This window comes from Streptomyces cinnabarinus (assembly GCF_027270315.1).
Lineage (GTDB): Bacteria > Actinomycetota > Actinomycetes > Streptomycetales > Streptomycetaceae > Streptomyces > Streptomyces cinnabarinus.
The window spans coordinates 102,919-121,093 of the sequence record NZ_CP114413.1; the positions used below are offsets into that span (position 1 = coordinate 102,919).

Below are 18,175 nucleotides of genomic sequence, written 5' to 3' on the forward strand. Positions count from 1 at the left end.
CCGGCTGAAGCCGGGAGATTCCCTCCTACCTTGCGGTGGCGGGCTTGACGCCGCGGGGGCGCCTGGCGACTGCCCTTCCGGCAGCCGGGACGAGCGCGTGGCCCATCCGGTACAGGTGCAGGATGTTCCGTGCGGCGTTGTGGTCCGCGTTGTCGGACCAGCCGCAGCCTTCGTTCTTGCATACGAACACGGCCTGGGACTGCCGGCTGCCCGGTGTGGTGAAGCCGCACATCGAGCAGCGCCGGGAGGTACCGGGGGCGGGAACCTTGTGCACGGTGCCGCCGTGGCGGGCGGCCTTGTACGTCAGCATCGTCACGGTGCGTCCCCACGCCTCCTGGCTGATGGAGCGGTTGAGGCCGGACTTCTGGGCGACGTTCTTCCCTGGGTTCTCGATGGTGCCTCTGGCACTCTTGACCATGTTCGGGATGTCCAGTTTTTCCACCACGATCACGCCGTAGGTGCGGGCAAGGTGGGTGGTGGTCTGGTGCTGCCAGTCACTCGCCCTGCGCTTGGCTGTCGCGCGCAGGCTTGCGATCTGGTCGTAGGTCCGCTTCAGCCGGCTGGAGGTTTTCTGGCCCGGCTTGCGGAAGCTCTTGCGGTGCGCGGCCCGCTGTTCCAGGCGGAGCAGCCTGGCCTTTTCGTCGAGGTTGAGCCACTTGTCCCGGTCGGCCGTGCCGTCCGGGAGGCGGGCGGGGCGACCGTGGTCCTGGTGGTGGCCGTCGGACAGGGCCAGGGGGATGTTGACTCCGGCGTCGATGCCGACCTCGGGACCGGTGTGCGGCTCGGGCACGGTGGCGAGGGTCTGGACGCGGAAGGCGATGTGCCAGCCGAGCGCGTCCTTGACCAGCCGGGCGCCGGTGATCTTGTTGTCGGTGCTGGCGGCCTTGCCGATGGGGAGGTCTTTGGTCCAGCGGAAGCGGACGCGGCCGATCTTGGGGATGTTGACCATGCCCCAGCGGCGGTGCACGCGCTTGATCTGAAGGTCGCGGCCTTGCGGGACGTCCACGCTCATCACCGTGCGGAAACGGGCCTTGAAGTTCGGCGCTTCGGCCCGGCCGTCCCAGCAGTTCTTCCACGCCTGGAAGTACGTCTTCAACACCGCCTGGGCGGCCTGGGCGGGAAGGGCCGCGAGCCAGTCGATGTCCCTGCGGGCCTGGCGGATCGCGGCGTCCGCCGCGGCAAGCGTGCGCCTGCCCTTCGGCAGCATCGTCCACCAGTCGTGCAGGAGGTTCCACGTCGTACGGGCGGCGTGCGCCTGGGCGTCGATGAGCCGGATCTGTGCAGGGGTCAGTGCCAGCCGGGCGCGGTGCCCGAACTGCCGCCTCTCCTGCGCACGTTCCGTTGCCACACGATCACTGTAGCATTCGGTCTATGTCACCGCGCTGGAATCCAAATCCCGATGTACGCACCGGCCGTCACGTCGTCTACAACCTTCATGTCCACTTGGTATTCGTCACCAAGTACCGGCGCGGGGCCATGACAGGCGAGATGCTGACGCGCTGCGAAGAGATCATGCGAGAGGTCTGCGAGGACTTCGAGGCTGAACTGAAGCAGTTCAACGGCGAAGAGGACCACGTCCACCTGCTCGTGCACTACCCGCCCAAAGTCCAGCTCTCCAAGCTGGTCAACTCCCTCAAGGGCGTCTCCTCCCGCTACCTGCGCAAGGAGTACGACGCTCACGTCCGCCGCTACCTGTGGGGCGGCCACTTCTGGTCCGGCTCCTACTTCGCCGGAAGCTGTGGCGGGGCGCCACTGACCGTCGTTCGCCAGTACATCGAGAACCAGCAACGCCCCGTGTGACGGCCGTCGTGGGCGCCGGTCAACAGCGCGGATCCGCGCCCACAACCGAGGCCAGAGCAGTTCTGAGATGCGCATCACCTCCGCCCTGAAGGACTCTGCTGAGAATTCCGCGAATTGGGCTGTCAGGCCGCGAGTATGAGGGCTTCGAGGTGGGAGGTGCGGGTGCCGCCGAGTGGGGTGCCGGTCAGCCATCGGTCGATGCGGATGATGTTGATCGCGGTGGCGGCGAAGACGTGGCCGAGCCGGGTTGTGGGCAGGTTGCGGTAGCGGGTGCGGCGGAGGCCGGTGACGCGGACGGCCTGGGAGATCGTGCCTTCGACCCCGGCCCGGATTGCGTAACGGTCCTTCCACTCATCGCTCTCCTGGGCCTGACGGACGGCTTCGAGGGCCTCGTGCCGTTCTCGTGGCAGGAAGGTGATGCCCCGGCCCCGGCGGCCGGACGGGGGCTTGGTGCACGATGTCTGCTTCGGGCAGGGGCGGCAGTGCTCGGCGGAGAAGAACACCTTGATCACCGGAGTGCCGTTGCGGTGGTGTTTCTGTTCCCACCACTCGAAACTTCGGTGCCCGGCTGGACAGACGGCGCTCTCGTCATCCCAGTCGATGGTGAAGCCGGCGCGGGAGAAGCCCTGATCTTCCCGGGACTGGCGGCTGCTGTCGTGCGGGGCCGGGCCGAGCAGCTCCATGCCCCGGCCGGTCGCGGCCAGGAACAAGGCGGCAGTGGTGTAGCCGGCATCCACGACATGCACGTCTGGCAGCAACTCCCGTTCTGCGAGCGCCTGGTGGACCGGTTCGGTCATCTCGGTGTCGGCCACCACGGCGTCGGTCGTGGCCACCTGCGTGATCACATGCGGCGCGTCCGGCTCGCAGGTCTCGGTCAGATGCGCCTTGTAGCCGGTCCAGCCCGAGCCGCGCTTGATCCCGTAACGGGCATCGGTGTCATAGGGCGAGCACAACCGGTGATGAACTGGCGGGAGATCCTTTCCCTCCCGCCAGTGCACCCCCTTCTCGTCGCGGTGGTACTGCTGGATCCAGGAGACCCGCAGGACCTGCACCGCCTCGATCTCGCGCAGCCAGTCGGGAGCCGTGGGGGCGTAAACCGCCTCCAGCAGGACGAATCCGTCCCGGCCGACCTGCTCAGACCACTGTTCACGGACCTCTTCGCCCTTGGGGAAGCGGTAGTCGTCCACGCGCGGCCCGTAGCGCTCGGCCCACTCGGCCGTGACCAGGCCGGACAGCCATGCCGGGGCCGCGACCGCCAGCGCCTCCAGTGCGGCTCGCAGCGTCTCGCCGACGAACTCCATCCTGTTCAGCGTCCGCACCGCCGCGAGCACATGCGTGGAATCGGTCCGCTGCCGACCACCCGCCTTCAGCAGGTCCAGCCCGCGCAGGCGTTCCAGCACCAGCTGCAGTGTCGTCTGTTCCAGTCCGTGCTCAATGAGACGGGAACGGAACAGGCTCAGCACGGAGGCATCGAACCCGGGATCATCCAACTCCAGGCCGAGGAGGAACTTCCAGTCCATCCGGGCCCGCACCTGGTCAGCGGCCTGCCGGTCGGTCAGCCCCTCCGCGTACTGCAACACCGACACCAAGGCCAACGCCCCTGGCGAGACAGCCGGTCGTCCCCGGACGGCGAATGCCCCGGCGAACACCTCGTCCTCAAACAGCGAGCCCAACGCCTCCCGGATCCGCACCGCGAGCGTCCCCCTCGGGAACGCAGCCCGCACCACCCGGGCTGTCAGCTCCGGCACCCCCTGATCAGCCCGTGGCTCCAGCGACATCCCCCTCAGCCCTCCCGCCCACGACAACAACCATGGGGGACCAACGACCCGGCCCTGCTCGAATCACGCATTCCACAGCAGAGTCCTAAAGGGCGGAGCACTGCCCAAGATCAAAGGTAGGAGCGGGCGACGAGTTTGACGATCGTCGACTTGCCCGCGCCGGTCGTGCCGACAAGGGCCACCGTGTGTCCGGCAGGAATGCGCAGGGTCACCTCGTGGAGCACCTCGCGGTCGCCGTCGCGGTAGTCGAAGGACACCCGGTCGAACTCGATCTCCCCGCGCAGCTCCCCGACCGGCAGGGGTCGTGCCGCGATGGGCGTGCCGAGCGGTTCGCGCATCAGGGTGCGCAGCCTGCCGAGTCCCACGACCGCCTGCTGGTAGCCGTCGAACGCCTGGGACAGCTGCTGGATGGGCGAGAAGAACAGCTCGACGTAGACGGACCCTGCCCCTGGGTGTTCATCGGGGCGCCGTGTCGTCCGCCGTGAACTCGGCACCGTGGCCGGGAACGATCAGGTCGGCGGCGGCGAGTACCCGCAGCCGGGAGGCGCGCAGCACATCGCGGTCCGGGGCCACCGGGTCCTCTGCCGGACCGTCCGGGCGCCACCACAGATCGCCCACGAACGCCACCACTCCGGCGTCCGTGCCCGCCAGCAGCGTGATGTCCTCGGGGCTGTGTCCCGGCGTGCGGATCAGCCGCAACGAGGGGGTGAGCTCGTAGCCCTCGGCGTCCCGGTCGGTCCACTGGTCGGCCTCGTAGATCGCCTTGTGGTCGTGGACCCGGGCCCGTCCGAACAGGCCCACGTTCATGGTGTTGTCGGGGTGGTGGTGGCTGAGCACGACGTCGGTGATGTCGTCGGGGCCCAGCCCCAGTCGGGCGAGCGGGCCCAGGATGCGGTCACGGCTCGCCACCATGCCGGGATCGATGATCACATGCCGGCCCGCATCACCCACGTAGGAAACGGTGGCGGCCACTCCGGGGCCGGTGGAGAGGGTGTAACCGACGGTCAAGACCTGGTACTTGGCGCTGCGGCCGAGCTGCGTGTCTGTCATGCCCTCATCCTTGCGAGCTGGGAGAACGCACACGAGTGGCACGGATGCCACTGATCGCAGGAAATGTGCCACACTCCGCGTGTGCCTCCCTTCACGACCGTGGCCGCCTACGCCCCACCGGGAGTCGGCATGCTCGCCGTCGGCATCGTCGCCGAGGTGTTCGCCCCGCACGGCGAGGCGGCACCCGGCTTCGACTTCGCCCTGTGCGGCGACCGCCCGGGTACCGTCCCCACCGACGTGGGCGTGCCGCTCACCATCACGCACGGACTGGACCGGCTGGCCTGCGCCGACCTCGTACTCGTCCTGCCGGGAGCCGCCTTCCGCACGCCACCGACCCCAGCCGTCCTCGACTCCCTCAGGGCCGCGCACCAGCGGGGCGCGCTGATCGCAGCGCACTGTGTCGGCGCCTTCACCCTCGCCGCCGCCGGCCTCCTCGACGGCCTGCGGGCCACGACTCACTGGCGGTTCGCGGACCTCCTGGCCCGCGCCTATCCGGACGTCACCGTCCAGCCGGACGCGCTCTACCTCGACCAGGGCAGGATCTGCACGGGCGCAGGGGCCGCCGCGGGCTTCGACCTCTGCATGCACCTGTTGCGCCGCGAACACGGGGCCGCCATGGCCAACCACATCGCCCGTGACATGGTGTTGCCCTCGCACCGCGACGGAGGGCAGACCCAGTACCTCGCCGCCCCGGCCCCGGAGGACGGTCAGGACGAGCGCCTCGCCGAGGTTCTCACCTGGGCCCGCGAGCACCTCCACGAGCCGCTGCCCGTCGCGGAACTGGCCCGGCGTGCGGTGATGAGCAAACGGTCCTTCGCCCGCCGCTTCACCGCGGCCACCGGCACCACGCCGCACGCCTGGCTGCGGGAGCTGCGGCTGAGCCGCGCCGAGGAACTGCTGGAGACAACCGACCTCCCCGTCGAAGAAGTCGCCCGCCACGTCGGATACGGCAGCGCCTCGGTACTGCGAGAGCAATTCGTACGCCGCCGCGGAGTACCACCACGCTCCTACCGCCGCGCCTTCACCCGCACCCCCCGGCCGGCAGGCTGAACCAGCCACGAAACGCAGGCGAACGGCCGGGCTCACCCCCCGAAAACGGAAGAACGCTTCCCTCTTCCGTTGTGTACGCGGGAAGCGAACTCCCGTACGCATCAACGGCCTTCTTCGGCCATGGCCCGTGGGCTATCGTTCCGGCCGTGGGCGGCGGGGCGCCCCGGAGGGGGAGTTGTGGCAGTGAACAGCGAGGGGTCGCGGCTGGTCGCGACCGAGGGCAGCCATCGAGTGACACCGGCCGAGCTCTTCTTCGACCTGGTGTTCGTGTATGCGATCACTCAGGTCACAGCGCTGATGGCGGCCGACCCGAGCGGTCTGCGACTGCTCGGCGGGATGGTCGCGCTGGCGCTGCTGTGGTGGTGCTGGTGCTGTTTCGCGTGGCTGGGAAACGTCGTACGGGCCGACTCCGGCACGATGTTCACCGTGCTGGTCTCCGTCATGGCCGTCGTCCTGATCGTGTCGCTGACCGTGCCCGAGATCTACGACGACGCGCCAGGCGGACTGCCCGCCCCATTGGTCTTCGTGCTGTGCTACGGCGCCGTGCGCGTCCTTCACCTGGTCACGTACTGGCTCTCCGATCCCGCTGACCAGGCGCTTCAGCGCGTCGTGCGCCGCACCGCCCTGCTCTCGGTGGCCCCGCCCTTCGCCCTGCTCCTCATAGGTGCGGCGTTCACCGGCAGGACCCAGATCCTGATCTGGCTCGCCGCCGTGGTCATCGACTACCTGGGCATCTTTGTCACCGGAAAGTCGGGCTGGCGGGTCGCCTCACCCGGCCATTTCGCCGAACGCCACGGCCTGATCGTCATCATCGCGCTCGGCGAGTCGATCGTCGCGATAGGTGTCGGCGTCTCCGGCTTCGCCCTGAGCACCCCCGTCGTAGCGGGTGCCGCCCTGGGTCTGCTCATATCCGCAGGGCTGTGGCGTCTGTACTTCCGTCAGCTCGCCGAGCCGGTCGAGCACCGGCTGACCACCGCGACCGGCGACGACCGCACCCGGCTGGCCCGTGACGCGTACACGTTCCTGCATCTCCCCCTCGTGGCCGGAATCGTCATCACCGCCCTGGGCATGAAGAAGTCCCTCACCCAGATCGCCGACACCGGCCACTACGACCTGGCCGAACCCCTCCACGGTGTCGTTGCCTGGGCCCTGCCCGGCGGCGTCGGCGTGTTCCTCCTCGCCTCGGCCGCCTTGCTCTTCCGCACCACGAGCCACCGCTCCCCAGCCCTCCTCGTCGGCGGAGCCGTCTGCGTCGTCGCCGGGCCCGCAGTCGCCCTCATCCCCTCGCTCGTCTCCCTGACCCTCCTGGCCGCCCTCGTGACCGCCCTGGTCCTCGTCCAGGACACCACCGCCCGGCCCCATGTGACCGCCGCCAGCTGAGCCCCGAGAACTCCGGCACACGCGAAAGGGGCCCGGCTGATTGATGCCGGGCCCCTCACGATGCGGTGAGCGCTTCTTGCAGGTCAGCCGCGGACGATGTTCTCGGCCTGCGGACCCTTCTGGCCCTGGGTCACGTCAAAGGTGACCGTCTCGCCCTCGACCAGCTCCCGGTACCCATTGCCGGTGATGTTGGAGTAGTGAGCGAAGACATCCGGGCCGCCGCCGTCCTGGGCGATGAATCCGAAGCCCTTCTCGGCGTTGAACCACTTCACGGTGCCGCTGGCCATACCGCAATCCTTCAGTTCGTGCCGGGTGTACCGGCAGGAGTACCTGGCGGGACTCGCCCGCCTGGGCAAGACGCCCGCGTCCGTTCTACCCCGCCCGGGGCCCAGTCATTCGATCATCCGTGCACGCGTCGGCGCTAGGTGTCGGTGACGGAAGTGGCGACCATCATCACCAGCAGGCATCCCTGCACCCGCTGATAAAATAGGGCCACGCTTCGACCTCGCCGGGGCCCGTACCAAGGGGTACGGGCCCCGGATCGTTCCCGGGGCGACTGATCAGGAAGGTTCCCCTTGAACGCGAAGCAGTCCGCCCCCGTCCCGACGCCGCACACCACGCCCCCGAGCCTGCCTCCGGCCGCCTCCTTCGACATGCTCGGGCTCCCGTCGGAGCTGGCGAAGACGATGACCGCCCTGGGGGTGACCAAGCCCTTCCCGATCCAGGCGGCCACCCTGCCGGGCGCGCTGGCCGGCCGCGATGTCCTCGGCCGCGCACGGACCGGCTCCGGCAAGACACTGGCCTTTGGCCTGGCGCTCCTGGTCCGCACCGCGGGCCTGCGGGCGGAGTCGAAGCGGCCCCTCGCACTGGTCCTGGTGCCCACCCGGGAGCTCGCACAGCAGGTGAGCGATGCGCTGGCCCCGTACGCACAGGCGATGAAGGTGCGACTGACGACGGTGGTCGGCGGGCTGTCGATCAACCGGCAGCAGGCGGCACTGCGAGCGGGCGCCGAGGTCGTCATCGCGACCCCGGGACGGCTGGCCGACCTGGTGTCGCGCCGCGACTGCCACCTGAATCAGGTGCGGATCACGGTGCTGGACGAGGCGGACCAGATGTGCGACCTGGGCTTCCTGCCGCAGGTCACGGAAGTCCTGGACCAGGTGCGCTCCGACGGGCAGCGGCTGCTGTTCTCGGCCACACTCGACCGCGGCGTCGACCAACTGGTGCGGAACTACCTTCACGACCCGGTTCACGCCTCGGTCGACCCGGCCGCGGGCTCGGTCACCACGATGGAACACCACGTGCTGAACATCCACGCCGCCGACAAGTACGCGACCGCGACCGAGATCGCCGCGCGGGACGGCAGGGTGCTGATGTTCCTGGACACCAAGGCCGGCGTGGACCAGTTCACTCGTCATCTGCGGACCAGCGGCGTGCGGGCCGGCGCCCTGCACAGCGGGAAGTCGCAGCCTCAGCGCACGCACACGCTCGGCCAGTTCAAGGACGGTGAGATCACCGTGCTGGTGGCCACCAATGTCGCCGCGCGGGGCATTCACGTCGACACCCTCGACCTCGTCGTCAACGTCGACCCGCCGGCCGACGCCAAGGACTATCTGCACCGTGGCGGGCGCACGGCGCGTGCCGGGCAGTCCGGGACCGTGGTCACCCTGGTCACCCCCAACCAGCGGCGCGATGTGAACCGGATGATGTCCGACGCCGGGATCCGACCCACGGTCACCCAGGTTCGCTCCGGCGAGGCGGCGCTGACCTCCATCACCGGCGCGCGACGCCCGCCGGTCGCGGCGAAGAAGAGCGGCGGCAACGCCCCCTTCCGTGGTCTCGGCTCCCGTACGGGCCGCCCCGCGAAGGAGTCCCGCAAAGCCTCCGAGGCCCGCAAGACCGCGGAAGCCCGCGCCGCGGCCCGGGTACGCAAGGGCCGCTGACACCTCGGTGCCGTCGGCTGCTGGGACATGCCAGGCATGGCGGCGCACTCCCGCACGGTCCCGTGGTGGCCCTACGCCGGATCAGGCAGCGCGAGCAGCCGGGTGCGGAAGTGGTCGAGGACCTGGTCGAGTGCCTGGCGGGTGGGCTGGCCGGGCTCGTCGATCAGATGCTCCGTGAGAACCGAATGCGGGGGAAGCAACCCCTCAGGGTGTGCTGCTTCGTCATCGAGCTCGATGCCGATGAACGCCGCGCCGAGCTTCTCGCGCAGCGCTGCGAAGCGCTCGGCGGGCGCGATCCGGTCGCCCCGGAAGCGCAGGCCGAGCACGGTCAGACCCGCTTCGCAGCGCTGCTGAATGGTGCGCAGGTCGCTCGGGGAGATGTCGAGGGACCGGCGCTTTCCCGCGGTGACGGCCAGCGGCAGGGAAGGCTGGCAGAGCACGGGCGCCAGGAGGCGTTCATCGGTGGCCATGGCCAGGGCATAGCCGCCGGTGAAGCACATGCCGAGCGCACCGACGCCCGGGCCGCCGCACCGCTCGTGCTCACGGACCGCAAGTGCCCGCAGCCACGTGACCACGGGTGAGGTGCGGCCCGCGGCGAGCGTGGTGAACTCCCGGCTCACGCAGATGTGGGCGAGCGCGCGCAGGCCGGTCATCGCGGCTCCGGTCCAGCCGTGGGCCTTGGGATCGGGATCGCGTCCGGCAACGCCGAACAGGTCCGGCAGGACCACGGTGCAGCCGATGTCCCGGACGCGCCTCGCGAACTGGGCGACCTTGGGAGTGATACCCGGAATCTCGGCCATCACGATCACGGCCGGGCCCGTGCCGGAGCGCAGCACGACATGCGATCGGCCTGCGTGCGTGAACGGTTCCCGGGCGAAATCCGTCAGCGTGTCGTCGGCCACGCGTCCTCCTGCTTCCAGGCCGGTGCTCATTTCTGACAACGGACCAGGAGCCTACTCGCAAGTAGCCATCGACGCACCAGTCCCTCAACTCGACCTGTCCGGGGTGAACAACACCCAGATCACCGGCGACGGCGTCTGACCACGACGCACCTCCCCCTCGCTTTCGATGCCGGGGGTCAAGAGGCCGCCCAGTCACCCCGATACGCGCGCCACGCGGCCCTGAGCGCTTCGAGTTCCGCGCGGGGGAAGTCCTCACGCCATTTGCCGCGGTAGGCGCCCTCGCCGTACTTCCCCGCGACCTCGTCGAAGCAACGGATCACTGCGCGGGCCACGACGTCGATGTCCTGCTGGGTGGACCAGATCACGGTCCCCGCGTTGTCGTGGTCACCGCCGTGGACCATCTCCAGGAGGCGGATCCACACGCGGGTGCCTTGACGGCGGAAGATCCACCGGAAGGCGGTGGGCTCGGCCTCGAACTGCACTCGGCATTCGGTCTCGCCGACGATCAGCCGGGATACGGCCGTCAAGAGACCCTCGGGGGCGGCGGTGATGTAGGAGGCCGTGACTTCGGCCTCCGCCTCGTCGTCACTGACGGTGCACTTGGCCCAACCCGGTCCGGACAGGACCCAGGAGAATCGCAGGTGGGCCATGCTCGTCCCCTCTTTCGGTCCCGGGTTCCCCGCGCTGATCCCCGAGAGCTCCTCGCACACCTTCAAGTCTGGAGGATGGTGAGAGGGCTGACCAGCGGATCCCGCGGCACGGGCCGACGCGGGCGGCGACCGGGCGGAAGGCGACCTGAGCTTCCGGGTTCGGACAGTGGCCCGTCGCCCTGAGCAGAGCGACGGGCCGCTGGACTCAGGAGAAGGTCAGCTTGAAACCGTTGATGTAGCCGGTGTCATAGGTGGCCCTGTCCTGGACGCGCAGGCTCCAGGTCCCGTTGGCGACCTCCGCTGACGCGTTGACCGTGTAGGTGGTCTGGACGTTGTCGGCGGAGTCCGAGGACGAGAACGGCTTCAGGTTGTAGACCGTGCCGTCGGGAGCGACGAGGTCGACGACGAGGTCGCCGCGCCAGGTGTGGATGATGTCCACGCCGACGGCGAGGTTGCTGGGCGCGTTGCCCGTGACGCCGGTGACGCTGACGGACGATGTCACCGCTGCGCCGTTGTCCGGGATGGAGACGTCGGATGTGTTCTCGAAGACCTTGCCCGGCGGGTTCGTCGTGCCGGACGAGAGGGTCCAGATCGCGTGGGCTATGGCGTCGCTGTTGCGGTCCAGGGCGGTGTCGTTGATGTTGGCGGTCGTGTCGCAGGACGAGTGGTAGCAGCGGTCGAAGGCGGTGGCGGTGCCGCCCCACTTCTGTACCTGCGCGGAGGTCTTGGTCCGGCTGGCGCCGGTGAACAGACCGCCGACGGGTATGCCCACGTTCTTGAAGGAAGCGTGGTCGGAGCGGCCGTCGCCCTCGGTCTCGATCTCGGTGGGGACACCGAGGCCGGCGAAGTAGTCCTTGAAGGTCTTCTCGATCGTCGGGTCGTCGTCGTAGACGAAGTAGCCCGGGTTGGGCGAGCCGATCATGTCGAAGTTCAGGTAGCCGCTGATCTTCGCGCGGTCGGTGGCGGGGAGGTTGTTGACGTAGTACCGGGAGCCGACGAGTCCGAGTTCCTCGGCGCCCCACCAGGCGAACCGGAGGTGTTTGGTGGGCTGGTAGCCGGACCGTGCGACGGCCAGGGCGGTCTCCAGGATCGCCGCCGAGCCGGAGCCGTTGTCGTTGATGCCGGGGCCGGACGTCACCGAGTCGAGGTGCGAGCCGGCCATGACGACCTGGTTGGCGTCACCGCCCGGCCAGTCGGCGATCAGGTTGTAGCCGGTGGCGCCGCTGGAGGTGAACTGCTGGATTGTCGTGGTGAATCCGGCGGCGTCCAGTTTCGCCTTCACGAAGTTGATCGAGGCCTGGTAGCCGGGTCTGCCGTGGGCGCGGTTGCCGCCGTTGGCGCTTGCGATCGACTGGAGATCGGCGAGGTGCTGCTTGACGTTGGCGACCGGGATGTCGGGCGCGGCGGCGGCCGCTTGGGCGGTGGCTGCCGGGACGGCCCCGGCGAGCAGCCCGGCGAGAGCGACACCGGCCACTGCGAGCGCACGCTGACGAGCGGAGAGGTTCATGTGGGGGCTCCGTGATTCCGAACTGAGGATGGGTTACGGAACGTGCGAAACGTCCCGCTGCGTTGGTGACGCGGGACGCTGGAGCTGTGTGATGCCTGTGCCTGGTGCGGCGATGCGAATTGAATATTCGGTGAAGGTTGACTCACCGTCAAGAGTGCGGCGCAGGGGTCCTGTTGACGCACTCACGGCGCCGGCATGCGTCGCGGGAGGCGGAACTCAGAGTGACGGGAACCCCGTACGCTCCAAAGCCTTACGGGCGGCCAGGTAACCCGCGATCCTGAAGGCCAGTTCATGGGAGCCGAAGGTGTCGGCGCTGGCACGCCGCAGCACTACCCGAGTGGCGATCAGGACTCCGATCCCGGGCAGGCGCAGCTGCTCCTCGATACCTACGGCGGCAGCCGCGAAGAAGCGTGGCAGGTGCTCGGCGGGCTGGTACTCCACCGTCAGATCCGGGGCCACCTCGAAGACGAAGCCCTCGGCCGCCGGCTCGAAATCCACCTCGATTTCCGCGAATTGCGGCGCGCAGTTCTGCTTCTGGTGCAGCACGGACACGCCACGGATCGGATACGGCGGAAACCGGGACAGCGCTGACGTCATGCCGGAACGCTACCCGCTGCGCTGGCCGCAGTCGGCCCGCACAGCCGTGCCGCGCTTCGTCAGGGCCGTGACAGCGGGCGTGGGGCGGGTGATCAGACGGATGCCGCGCGAGTAGCGAGGGCCCGGGTCGCTCGCGCGGCGCGGTCGGCACACGATCCCGACGGACTCGATCGGTCGGACACGTCCTAGTCGGGGACCCCCGGCATGCCCCACCAGGCGTTTCTCTCATGGACGTGGGCTCTTGGGCACGTCCTCCGCCACGTCGTGACTGCCGGGGGGCGGCCTGGGCGCCCGAAGAGGACCCGCTTCCCGTGCAGGCGCAGGCGCAGATTCGCCGAGTCGACGACGTTGTCGCGGATGATGAGCACCCGGGCCACTTGGTGGGGGTCGTGTTCGGTTGTCCGTCCGCCGGCCTGCCGGAGGCGGAGCCTGGCACGGCCGTCAGCCTCGCCGACGACGATCCGCGCCTCGACCAGGCGCCGCCGGTCCCACACCCGGTACGCGATCTCCGCGAGCACGTAGGCCGCAGCCGCCCAGGCCGCCCACGTAGCGTCGGAAGCCGTCCACAGCACCAGGACGAACAGGCCGACACAGCCGGCCGTCACCGCCGTACGCCGCAGCCGCGAAACGGTCGGCGTCCCCTTCTCCTCCGCGTCCCAGAGCAGATCCTCGCTGATGACCATTCCGTCATCATGGCTTCCGCCCCGGCGCCCTGAGAAGCCTCGCGAACCAAGCTGGGTCCCGGCCCGAGCCGACGCCAAGGGAGCGTCCGAACTCGGCGGATCGAGACGGGTGTTCGGCCGCCCCATCCCACTCATCTGGCCCTGCACATCATCGGCCGGACAGCTCCTACGTGGCGTCCCCGCTCACCCGGGCCAGCGTCGCCCCGCGCAGGCCGTCGGGGTCTACCTCCAGAGCCGCCAGCACATCGAGACCGCGACCCTCGCCGGCGGCCAGGATGCCGAGCAGGATGTGCTCGGTGCCGAACCTCTCCTGCCCCAGCGCGCGCGCCTCGCTCAGGGTCTGTTCGAGTGCCTTCTTGGCGTCCTCGGTATAGGCGGGCCTCGGGTACTGGAAGGCCCCGGGCCCGAAGTTGTCGTCGGCCCGACGCTGGATTTCCTCGACGTCGATACCGAGCGACGCCAGGGCGTCCTTCGCGGGGCGGCCGCCGGTGGCGGCGATCCCGGCGGCCTCCAGGACGCGCAGCGTCTCCTGCCTGGCGCGCGTGAGCTCGACGCCCTGCTCGCGCAGCACCTCCCCGGCCGTGCTCCCATCAGTGCCGGCCAGGCCGAGCAGGAGGTGTTCCGTGCCGATGAAGTCGTGGCCGAGGGCGATCGCCTCGTCCTGGGAGGCCACTACGGCCTGCCTCGCGCGATCAGTGAAAAGTTCGAACACTCTAGGTCTCCTTGCCTTCGGCTTTGCGCCTGCTCGCGTGCTTCTCGTGGACCGACTGCCGGCTGACGTTCAGCGACGTGGCGATGCTCTGCCACGACCAGCCCTGGTCGCGTGCGTTGTCGACGTGGACCCGCTCCAGTTCTTCCAGCAGACGACGCAGTGCGACGACGGCCTGCAGTCCCACTGCGGGGTCCTTGTTGGTGACCTGTCCGGCCAGCGAGGCCGGAGTCTCCTCAGCTCCCATGACTGTCAGGTTGCCCTGACAGTCAGAAGATGTCAAGGAACCCTGACAGACGGCAGCCCGCCGCCACGGGTCCGCCGGGGCCGCCCTGAGCCGCGCCCACCGGGCCGGTCACTGATACTGAGAAAATGGGCAAACTCGGGCGAAATGTCCCAGCGAGCCGACAGGGCGACCGGGTGCCGCCGAAGGCCGGACCGCCGGAATCCGGCGGGGAGGCCCGTCACCGTTCGGTCGGCCGACGGGTGCTGTCTTTACTGAAGCCGCGCAGCGTCGCCGGTCAGGTCTTCCGGCTGCAACTGGTGGTCGTCCTGCTGCTCATCGCCACGGCCGTGGTGGCCCTCGTGATCCAGGACCGCAACCGCGCGATCCAGGAGGCCGGCGACCGGTCACTGGTGGCGGCCGAGTCGTTCGCGAACGCCCCGGGCACCGCCGAGGCGATGACGAGCGATGACCCGACGGCGGAGCTCCAGCCCCATGCCGAGGCGGTGCGCAAGAAGACCGGCGTCGACTACGTCGTGGCACTGAGCCCGTACGGCTTCCGGTGGACCCACCCGGACCCGGACCAGATCGGGAAGCACGTCTCCACGTCCTACAGCGGGGCGCTGGAGGGCGAGCCCCACCAGACCACCTTCGACAGCAGCCTGGGCAAGGCGGTCGACTCGACGGTGGCCGTCTTCGACGAGGACGGGACCGCGGTCGGCCTGGTCACCGTAGGGGTCACGGTGGACAAGGTGACCAGTGTGGTCCAGCACCAGCTACCGGTGATCTTCGCCGCCGGCGGTGTCGCTCTGCTGCTCGCCGCGGGTGGGTCGGCACTGGTCAGCGGGCGTTTGCGGCGCCAGACCCGGGGCCTGGGGCCGGAGGAGATGACCCGCATGTACGAGCACCACGACGCGGTGCTGCACGCGGTCCGTGAAGGCGTGATCATTCTGGACGGTGACGGAAAGCTGCTGCTGGTCAACGACGAGGCACGCCGGCTGCTCGCGCTGCCGCCGGAGATCGAGGGCAGGCCGGTCACCGGACTCGGGCTGAACCCGTCCCTGGCCGGACTGCTGGGATCGGGCCAGGCGGCCACGGACAAGGTCTTCCTGGCCGGGGACGTCCTGCTCGCGGTCAACGTACGGCCGGTGGGCCCGCGGGAGGGCAGCGTGGCCACCCTGCGGGACACCACGGAGCTGCGCGCCCTCGCGGGCCGGGCGGACGTGGCGGGCGGGCGTCTGCAACTGCTCTACGAGGCCAGCACGCGGATCGGTACCACCCTCGACATGACGCGCACCGCCGAGGAGCTCACCGAGGTGGCGGTCCCGCGCTTCGCCGACTTCGCCACCATCGAGCTGGTGGAGCCCGTACTGAGTGGCGGGGAACCGACGGGGGCGAGCATGGACCTCTACCGCATCGCGTCCGAGGGCGTCCGGGACGACGTCCCCCTTTACCCCGTGGGAAGGCGGATGCACTACGCGCCCGACAACCCCGTGGCCATCGGTATGACCACCGGCCGGCCCGTCCTGGTGGCGGAGCTCGCCCTGGCCGACGGGTGGCGGGCCCAGAACCCCGAACGTGCCAAGCAGGTCATCGACTACGGCATCCACTCCATGATCTCGGTGCCGCTCCGCGCCCGAGGCCAGCTGCTCGGGGTCGTGGAGTTCTGGCGTTCGGAGCAGGACCCGTTCGAATCGGACGACCTGTCCCCCGCCGAGGAACTCGCCGCCCGGGCCGCCGTGTGCATCGACAACGCACGCCGCTACACCCGCGAGCACACCACGGCCGTCACCCTCCAGCGCAGCCTGCTGCCCGGCACGCTCCCCGAGCTGTCCGCCTTGGAGGTCGGGCACCGCTACCTGCCCGCCAAGGCGGGAGTGGGCGGCGACTGGTACGACGTCATCCCGCTGCCCGGGGCGCGGGTGGCCCTGGTGGTCGGCGACGTCGTCGGGCACGGTCTGCACGCCGCCGCGACGATGGGCCGCCTGAGGACCGCGGTGCACAACTTCGCCGCCCTGGACCTGCCCCCGGACGAGCTCCTCGCGCACCTGGACGACCTGATCACCCAGATCGACCAGGACGCGGCGGCCCAGGGCGAGACCGAGGCCGTCAGCGGTGCCACCTGCCTGTACGCGGTCTACGATCCGGTCACCGGGCGCTGCGTTCTCGCCCGGGCAGGTCACCCCGGTCCGGCACTGGTCTCGCCCGACGGCTCCGTGACCTTCCCCGACATCCCTGTCGCCCCGCCACTCGGCGTGGGCGGCGGCCTGCCCGTCGAAACGGCCGAACTCCGGCTCGCCGCCGACAGCCGGCTGGTCCTCTACACCGACGGCCTGGTCGAGGCCCGGGGCCGTGACATCGACGTCGGGCTCGGCATGCTGAGGGACGCGCTCGCCGAGACGAACGGCGCCGGCCTGGACGACACCTGCCAGGCGGTGCTCGAAGCGATGCTGCCCACCGGGTCGGGTGACGATGTCGCCCTGCTCGTCGCACGCACCCGGCTCCTGGACCCGGAACAGGTCGCGGAGTGGGACGTGCCGGCCGACCCCGCGGCCGTGCCCCGGATCCGCGCCGAGGCCACCCGCAGGCTGGAAGCCTGGGGGGTTGGGGAGGCAGCCTTCACGACCGAGCTGATCCTCAGCGAGCTGGTCACGAACGCCATCCGGTACGGAGCCAGCCCCATCAGTCTGCGGCTGCTCCGCGACCGCGACAGCCTGATCTGCGAGGTCGCCGACGGCACCAGCACCTCCCCGCACCTGCGCCGCGCGGCCACCACGGACGAGGGTGGCCGCGGTCTGTTCCTCGTCGCGCAGATGTCCCGCCGCTGGGGCACCCGGTACACAGACCGAGGGAAGATCATCTGGGCCGAGCAGGCACTCGATGCCGGAGCCGCCGGGGACCTCAGCGGTCTCCTGATGGCGGACCTGTGAAGGGGACCGCCGCCCGCCCCCGGGCGTGCGCGCCCCGGAACGTTCAGGAGCTGTCGTCGACCGTGAGATACGGGATCTTGGCCGGGTCCTGGCCGAAAGCGGCCCCGAGATAGACGGCCGACAGCTTGGCGAGCGTCCCGTCGTCGATCAGCTGCCTGATGATCCGGTCCAGCTCGTCCTGGTTGTCCGACCCCTTCGGGTACAGGGCGCCGTAACCCTGATCGGTCCTGTACTGGCCGATGAGGCGCACCCGGCTCTCCTGCTTCTGCGGATAGGCCAGCAAAATGGTCGTGTCGTGGACGACCGCGTCGATCCGGCCCTCCTCCAGCGCCTCGACCATCTCCGGGTCGTTGGCGTAGCTGGTGACGGGCTTCGTCGGCTTGAGGCGGTTCTCGACGAACTCCTCGCCCGTGGTGCCCTCGGCCACCCCGATACGGACGTCACGGATGTTGTCCTCGTTGATCTTCTCGCCGTCCCTGATCAGCACGCCCAGGGTCGAGGAGAGGTAGGGCGGGGAGAAGTCGGCGACCCTGCTCCGTTCCACGGTGATCGTGATCTGCGCCAGGGCCAGGTCGAAGTCCGTGGTCCGGCCGGACACGACCTCCGGGAAGGGGGCGTTCTTGACCTTCACCCGGTCGAGTCCGGACCGGTAGGCGATGTTGGCGGCCATGCAGTACTCGTAGCCGCTGTTGACGGATTCCGGCGTGGTGCCGTTCCACCAGCCGGGCGCGGGCAGGGTCGTCTTGACCGTCAGCGCACCCGCCGTCTCGGGCGACAGGTCGAACTCCCCGTAGGTCCCCGAGACCGGGCAGTCCCCATACCGGATCTTCGGCGCCTCCGATCCGCCCTGGTCACACGCCGCTGTCGCGACGATGAACGCCACACTGACAGGCAGAGAGACGATCGCTGCCGCGGCGCGCATCATTGCACCTCCGGTAGAGACGTACTTCTTGAATCACCATAAATGACCCTG

General features: G+C 69.6%; 17 protein-coding genes and 1 pseudogene. 5 read left to right on the plus strand and 13 right to left on the minus strand.

Translation table 11 applies throughout. The features are described from left to right. Positions 1 to 25: 25 nt before the first annotated feature. Complete coding sequence (locus tag STRCI_RS00485; RefSeq protein WP_269656758.1) at positions 26 to 1,348, minus strand: RNA-guided endonuclease InsQ/TnpB family protein; 1,323 nt, start codon at positions 1,346 to 1,348, stop codon at positions 26 to 28. Positions 1,349 to 1,371: 23 nt separating this feature from the next. On the opposite strand from STRCI_RS00485, the gene tnpA reads away from it, so the two are divergent. After that, a complete protein-coding gene (gene tnpA / locus STRCI_RS00490; protein WP_269656759.1) occupies positions 1,372 to 1,800 on the plus strand; it encodes an IS200/IS605 family transposase in 429 nt (142 codons plus the stop codon). A gap of 122 nt (positions 1,801 to 1,922) precedes the next feature. On the opposite strand, the gene STRCI_RS00495 is transcribed toward tnpA, so the two are convergent. The 3 genes and pseudogenes from STRCI_RS00495 to STRCI_RS00505 all read right to left on the minus strand — a co-directional run bounded on the left by STRCI_RS00495 (position 1,923) and on the right by STRCI_RS00505 (position 4,628). Next, entirely contained in the window at positions 1,923 to 3,578 is a 1,656-nt protein-coding gene (locus STRCI_RS00495; RefSeq protein ID WP_269656760.1) for an IS1182 family transposase, read from the minus strand. 116 nt (positions 3,579 to 3,694) lie between these two features. Continuing rightward, positions 3,695 to 4,015: pseudogene (locus STRCI_RS00500) on the minus strand (ATP-binding cassette domain-containing protein); the annotation flags it as partial. 19 nt (positions 4,016 to 4,034) lie between these two features. Next, a complete protein-coding gene (locus STRCI_RS00505) occupies positions 4,035 to 4,628 on the minus strand; it encodes an MBL fold metallo-hydrolase (RefSeq protein ID WP_269656761.1) in 594 nt (197 codons plus the stop codon). A gap of 129 nt (positions 4,629 to 4,757) precedes the next feature. On the opposite strand from STRCI_RS00505, the gene STRCI_RS00510 reads away from it, so the two are divergent. Then, positions 4,758 to 5,678: a GlxA family transcriptional regulator gene (locus STRCI_RS00510; protein ID WP_269664455.1), complete on the plus strand. Its 921-nt coding sequence runs from the start codon at positions 4,758 to 4,760 to the stop codon at positions 5,676 to 5,678. 177 nt (positions 5,679 to 5,855) lie between these two features. Next, positions 5,856 to 7,058: a low temperature requirement protein A gene (locus STRCI_RS00515; protein ID WP_269656762.1), complete on the plus strand. Its 1,203-nt coding sequence runs from the start codon at positions 5,856 to 5,858 to the stop codon at positions 7,056 to 7,058. A gap of 83 nt (positions 7,059 to 7,141) precedes the next feature. Here STRCI_RS00515 and STRCI_RS00520 read toward each other — a convergent pair whose 3' ends face one another. After that, positions 7,142 to 7,345 carry a cold-shock protein gene (locus STRCI_RS00520; protein ID WP_269656763.1) on the minus strand — a complete coding sequence of 68 codons (204 nt, stop codon included), beginning with the start codon at positions 7,343 to 7,345 and terminating at the stop codon, positions 7,142 to 7,144. Positions 7,346 to 7,711: 366 nt separating this feature from the next. On the opposite strand from STRCI_RS00520, the gene STRCI_RS00525 reads away from it, so the two are divergent. Further along, the gene (locus STRCI_RS00525; protein ID WP_269664456.1) at positions 7,712 to 9,001 is read left to right on the plus strand and encodes a DEAD/DEAH box helicase; all 1,290 of its coding nucleotides are present in this window, start codon (positions 7,712 to 7,714) and stop codon (positions 8,999 to 9,001) included. A 71-nt stretch (positions 9,002 to 9,072) separates the two neighbouring features. Here the strand turns inward: STRCI_RS00525 and STRCI_RS00530 are convergent, their stop codons facing one another. From STRCI_RS00530 to STRCI_RS00560, 7 genes are all read right to left on the minus strand, one after another. Continuing rightward, positions 9,073 to 9,903: a dienelactone hydrolase family protein gene (locus STRCI_RS00530; RefSeq protein ID WP_269656764.1), complete on the minus strand. Its 831-nt coding sequence runs from the start codon at positions 9,901 to 9,903 to the stop codon at positions 9,073 to 9,075. 176 nt (positions 9,904 to 10,079) lie between these two features. Beyond that, positions 10,080 to 10,553, minus strand: coding sequence for a hypothetical protein (locus STRCI_RS00535; protein ID WP_269656765.1), 474 nt, complete (start codon positions 10,551 to 10,553; stop codon positions 10,080 to 10,082). 205 nt (positions 10,554 to 10,758) lie between these two features. Further along, positions 10,759 to 12,060: a M28 family peptidase gene (locus STRCI_RS00540; protein ID WP_269656766.1), complete on the minus strand. Its 1,302-nt coding sequence runs from the start codon at positions 12,058 to 12,060 to the stop codon at positions 10,759 to 10,761. A 216-nt stretch (positions 12,061 to 12,276) separates the two neighbouring features. After that, a complete protein-coding gene (locus tag STRCI_RS00545) occupies positions 12,277 to 12,657 on the minus strand; it encodes a hypothetical protein (RefSeq protein ID WP_269656767.1) in 381 nt (126 codons plus the stop codon). 185 nt (positions 12,658 to 12,842) lie between these two features. Next, positions 12,843 to 13,340 (minus strand): hypothetical protein, encoded by a 498-nt coding sequence (locus STRCI_RS00550; RefSeq protein ID WP_269656768.1) that lies wholly within the window; start codon positions 13,338 to 13,340, stop codon positions 12,843 to 12,845. Between the two features lie 166 nt (positions 13,341 to 13,506). Beyond that, on the minus strand, positions 13,507 to 14,052 hold the full coding sequence (locus tag STRCI_RS00555) for a Clp protease N-terminal domain-containing protein (RefSeq protein WP_269656769.1): 546 nt from the start codon (positions 14,050 to 14,052) through the stop codon (positions 13,507 to 13,509). Position 14,053: 1 nt separating this feature from the next. Beyond that, entirely contained in the window at positions 14,054 to 14,296 is a 243-nt protein-coding gene (locus STRCI_RS00560) for a hypothetical protein (RefSeq protein ID WP_269656770.1), read from the minus strand. Between the two features lie 125 nt (positions 14,297 to 14,421). On the opposite strand from STRCI_RS00560, the gene STRCI_RS00565 reads away from it, so the two are divergent. Further along, complete coding sequence (locus tag STRCI_RS00565) at positions 14,422 to 17,202, plus strand: SpoIIE family protein phosphatase (protein ID WP_269656771.1); 2,781 nt, start codon at positions 14,422 to 14,424, stop codon at positions 17,200 to 17,202. A 43-nt stretch (positions 17,203 to 17,245) separates the two neighbouring features. Here STRCI_RS00565 and STRCI_RS00570 read toward each other — a convergent pair whose 3' ends face one another. Next, on the minus strand, positions 17,246 to 18,124 hold the full coding sequence (locus STRCI_RS00570; RefSeq protein ID WP_269656772.1) for an ABC transporter substrate-binding protein: 879 nt from the start codon (positions 18,122 to 18,124) through the stop codon (positions 17,246 to 17,248). Positions 18,125 to 18,175 lie beyond the last annotated feature (51 nt).

Bases quoted from the DNA above. Each gene is read 5' to 3' on its own strand.
- tnpA (WP_269656759.1), top strand. From the start codon at position 1,372: ATGTCACCGCGCTGGAATCCAAATCCCGATGTACGCACCGGCCGTCAC.
- STRCI_RS00495 (WP_269656760.1), bottom strand. From the start codon at position 3,578: ATGTCGCTGGAGCCACGGGCTGATCAGGGGGTGCCGGAGCTGACAGCC.
- STRCI_RS00505 (WP_269656761.1), bottom strand. From the start codon at position 4,628: ATGACAGACACGCAGCTCGGCCGCAGCGCCAAGTACCAGGTCTTGACC.
- STRCI_RS00510 (WP_269664455.1), top strand. From the start codon at position 4,758: ATGCTCGCCGTCGGCATCGTCGCCGAGGTGTTCGCCCCGCACGGCGAG.
- STRCI_RS00520 (WP_269656763.1), bottom strand. From the start codon at position 7,345: ATGGCCAGCGGCACCGTGAAGTGGTTCAACGCCGAGAAGGGCTTCGGA.
- STRCI_RS00525 (WP_269664456.1), top strand. From the start codon at position 7,712: ATGCTCGGGCTCCCGTCGGAGCTGGCGAAGACGATGACCGCCCTGGGG.
- STRCI_RS00535 (WP_269656765.1), bottom strand. From the start codon at position 10,553: ATGGCCCACCTGCGATTCTCCTGGGTCCTGTCCGGACCGGGTTGGGCC.
- STRCI_RS00540 (WP_269656766.1), bottom strand. From the start codon at position 12,060: ATGAACCTCTCCGCTCGTCAGCGTGCGCTCGCAGTGGCCGGTGTCGCT.
- STRCI_RS00545 (WP_269656767.1), bottom strand. From the start codon at position 12,657: ATGACGTCAGCGCTGTCCCGGTTTCCGCCGTATCCGATCCGTGGCGTG.
- STRCI_RS00550 (WP_269656768.1), bottom strand. From the start codon at position 13,340: ATGGTCATCAGCGAGGATCTGCTCTGGGACGCGGAGGAGAAGGGGACG.
- STRCI_RS00560 (WP_269656770.1), bottom strand. From the start codon at position 14,296: ATGGGAGCTGAGGAGACTCCGGCCTCGCTGGCCGGACAGGTCACCAAC.
- STRCI_RS00565 (WP_269656771.1), top strand. From the start codon at position 14,422: ATGGGCAAACTCGGGCGAAATGTCCCAGCGAGCCGACAGGGCGACCGG.
- STRCI_RS00570 (WP_269656772.1), bottom strand. From the start codon at position 18,124: ATGCGCGCCGCGGCAGCGATCGTCTCTCTGCCTGTCAGTGTGGCGTTC.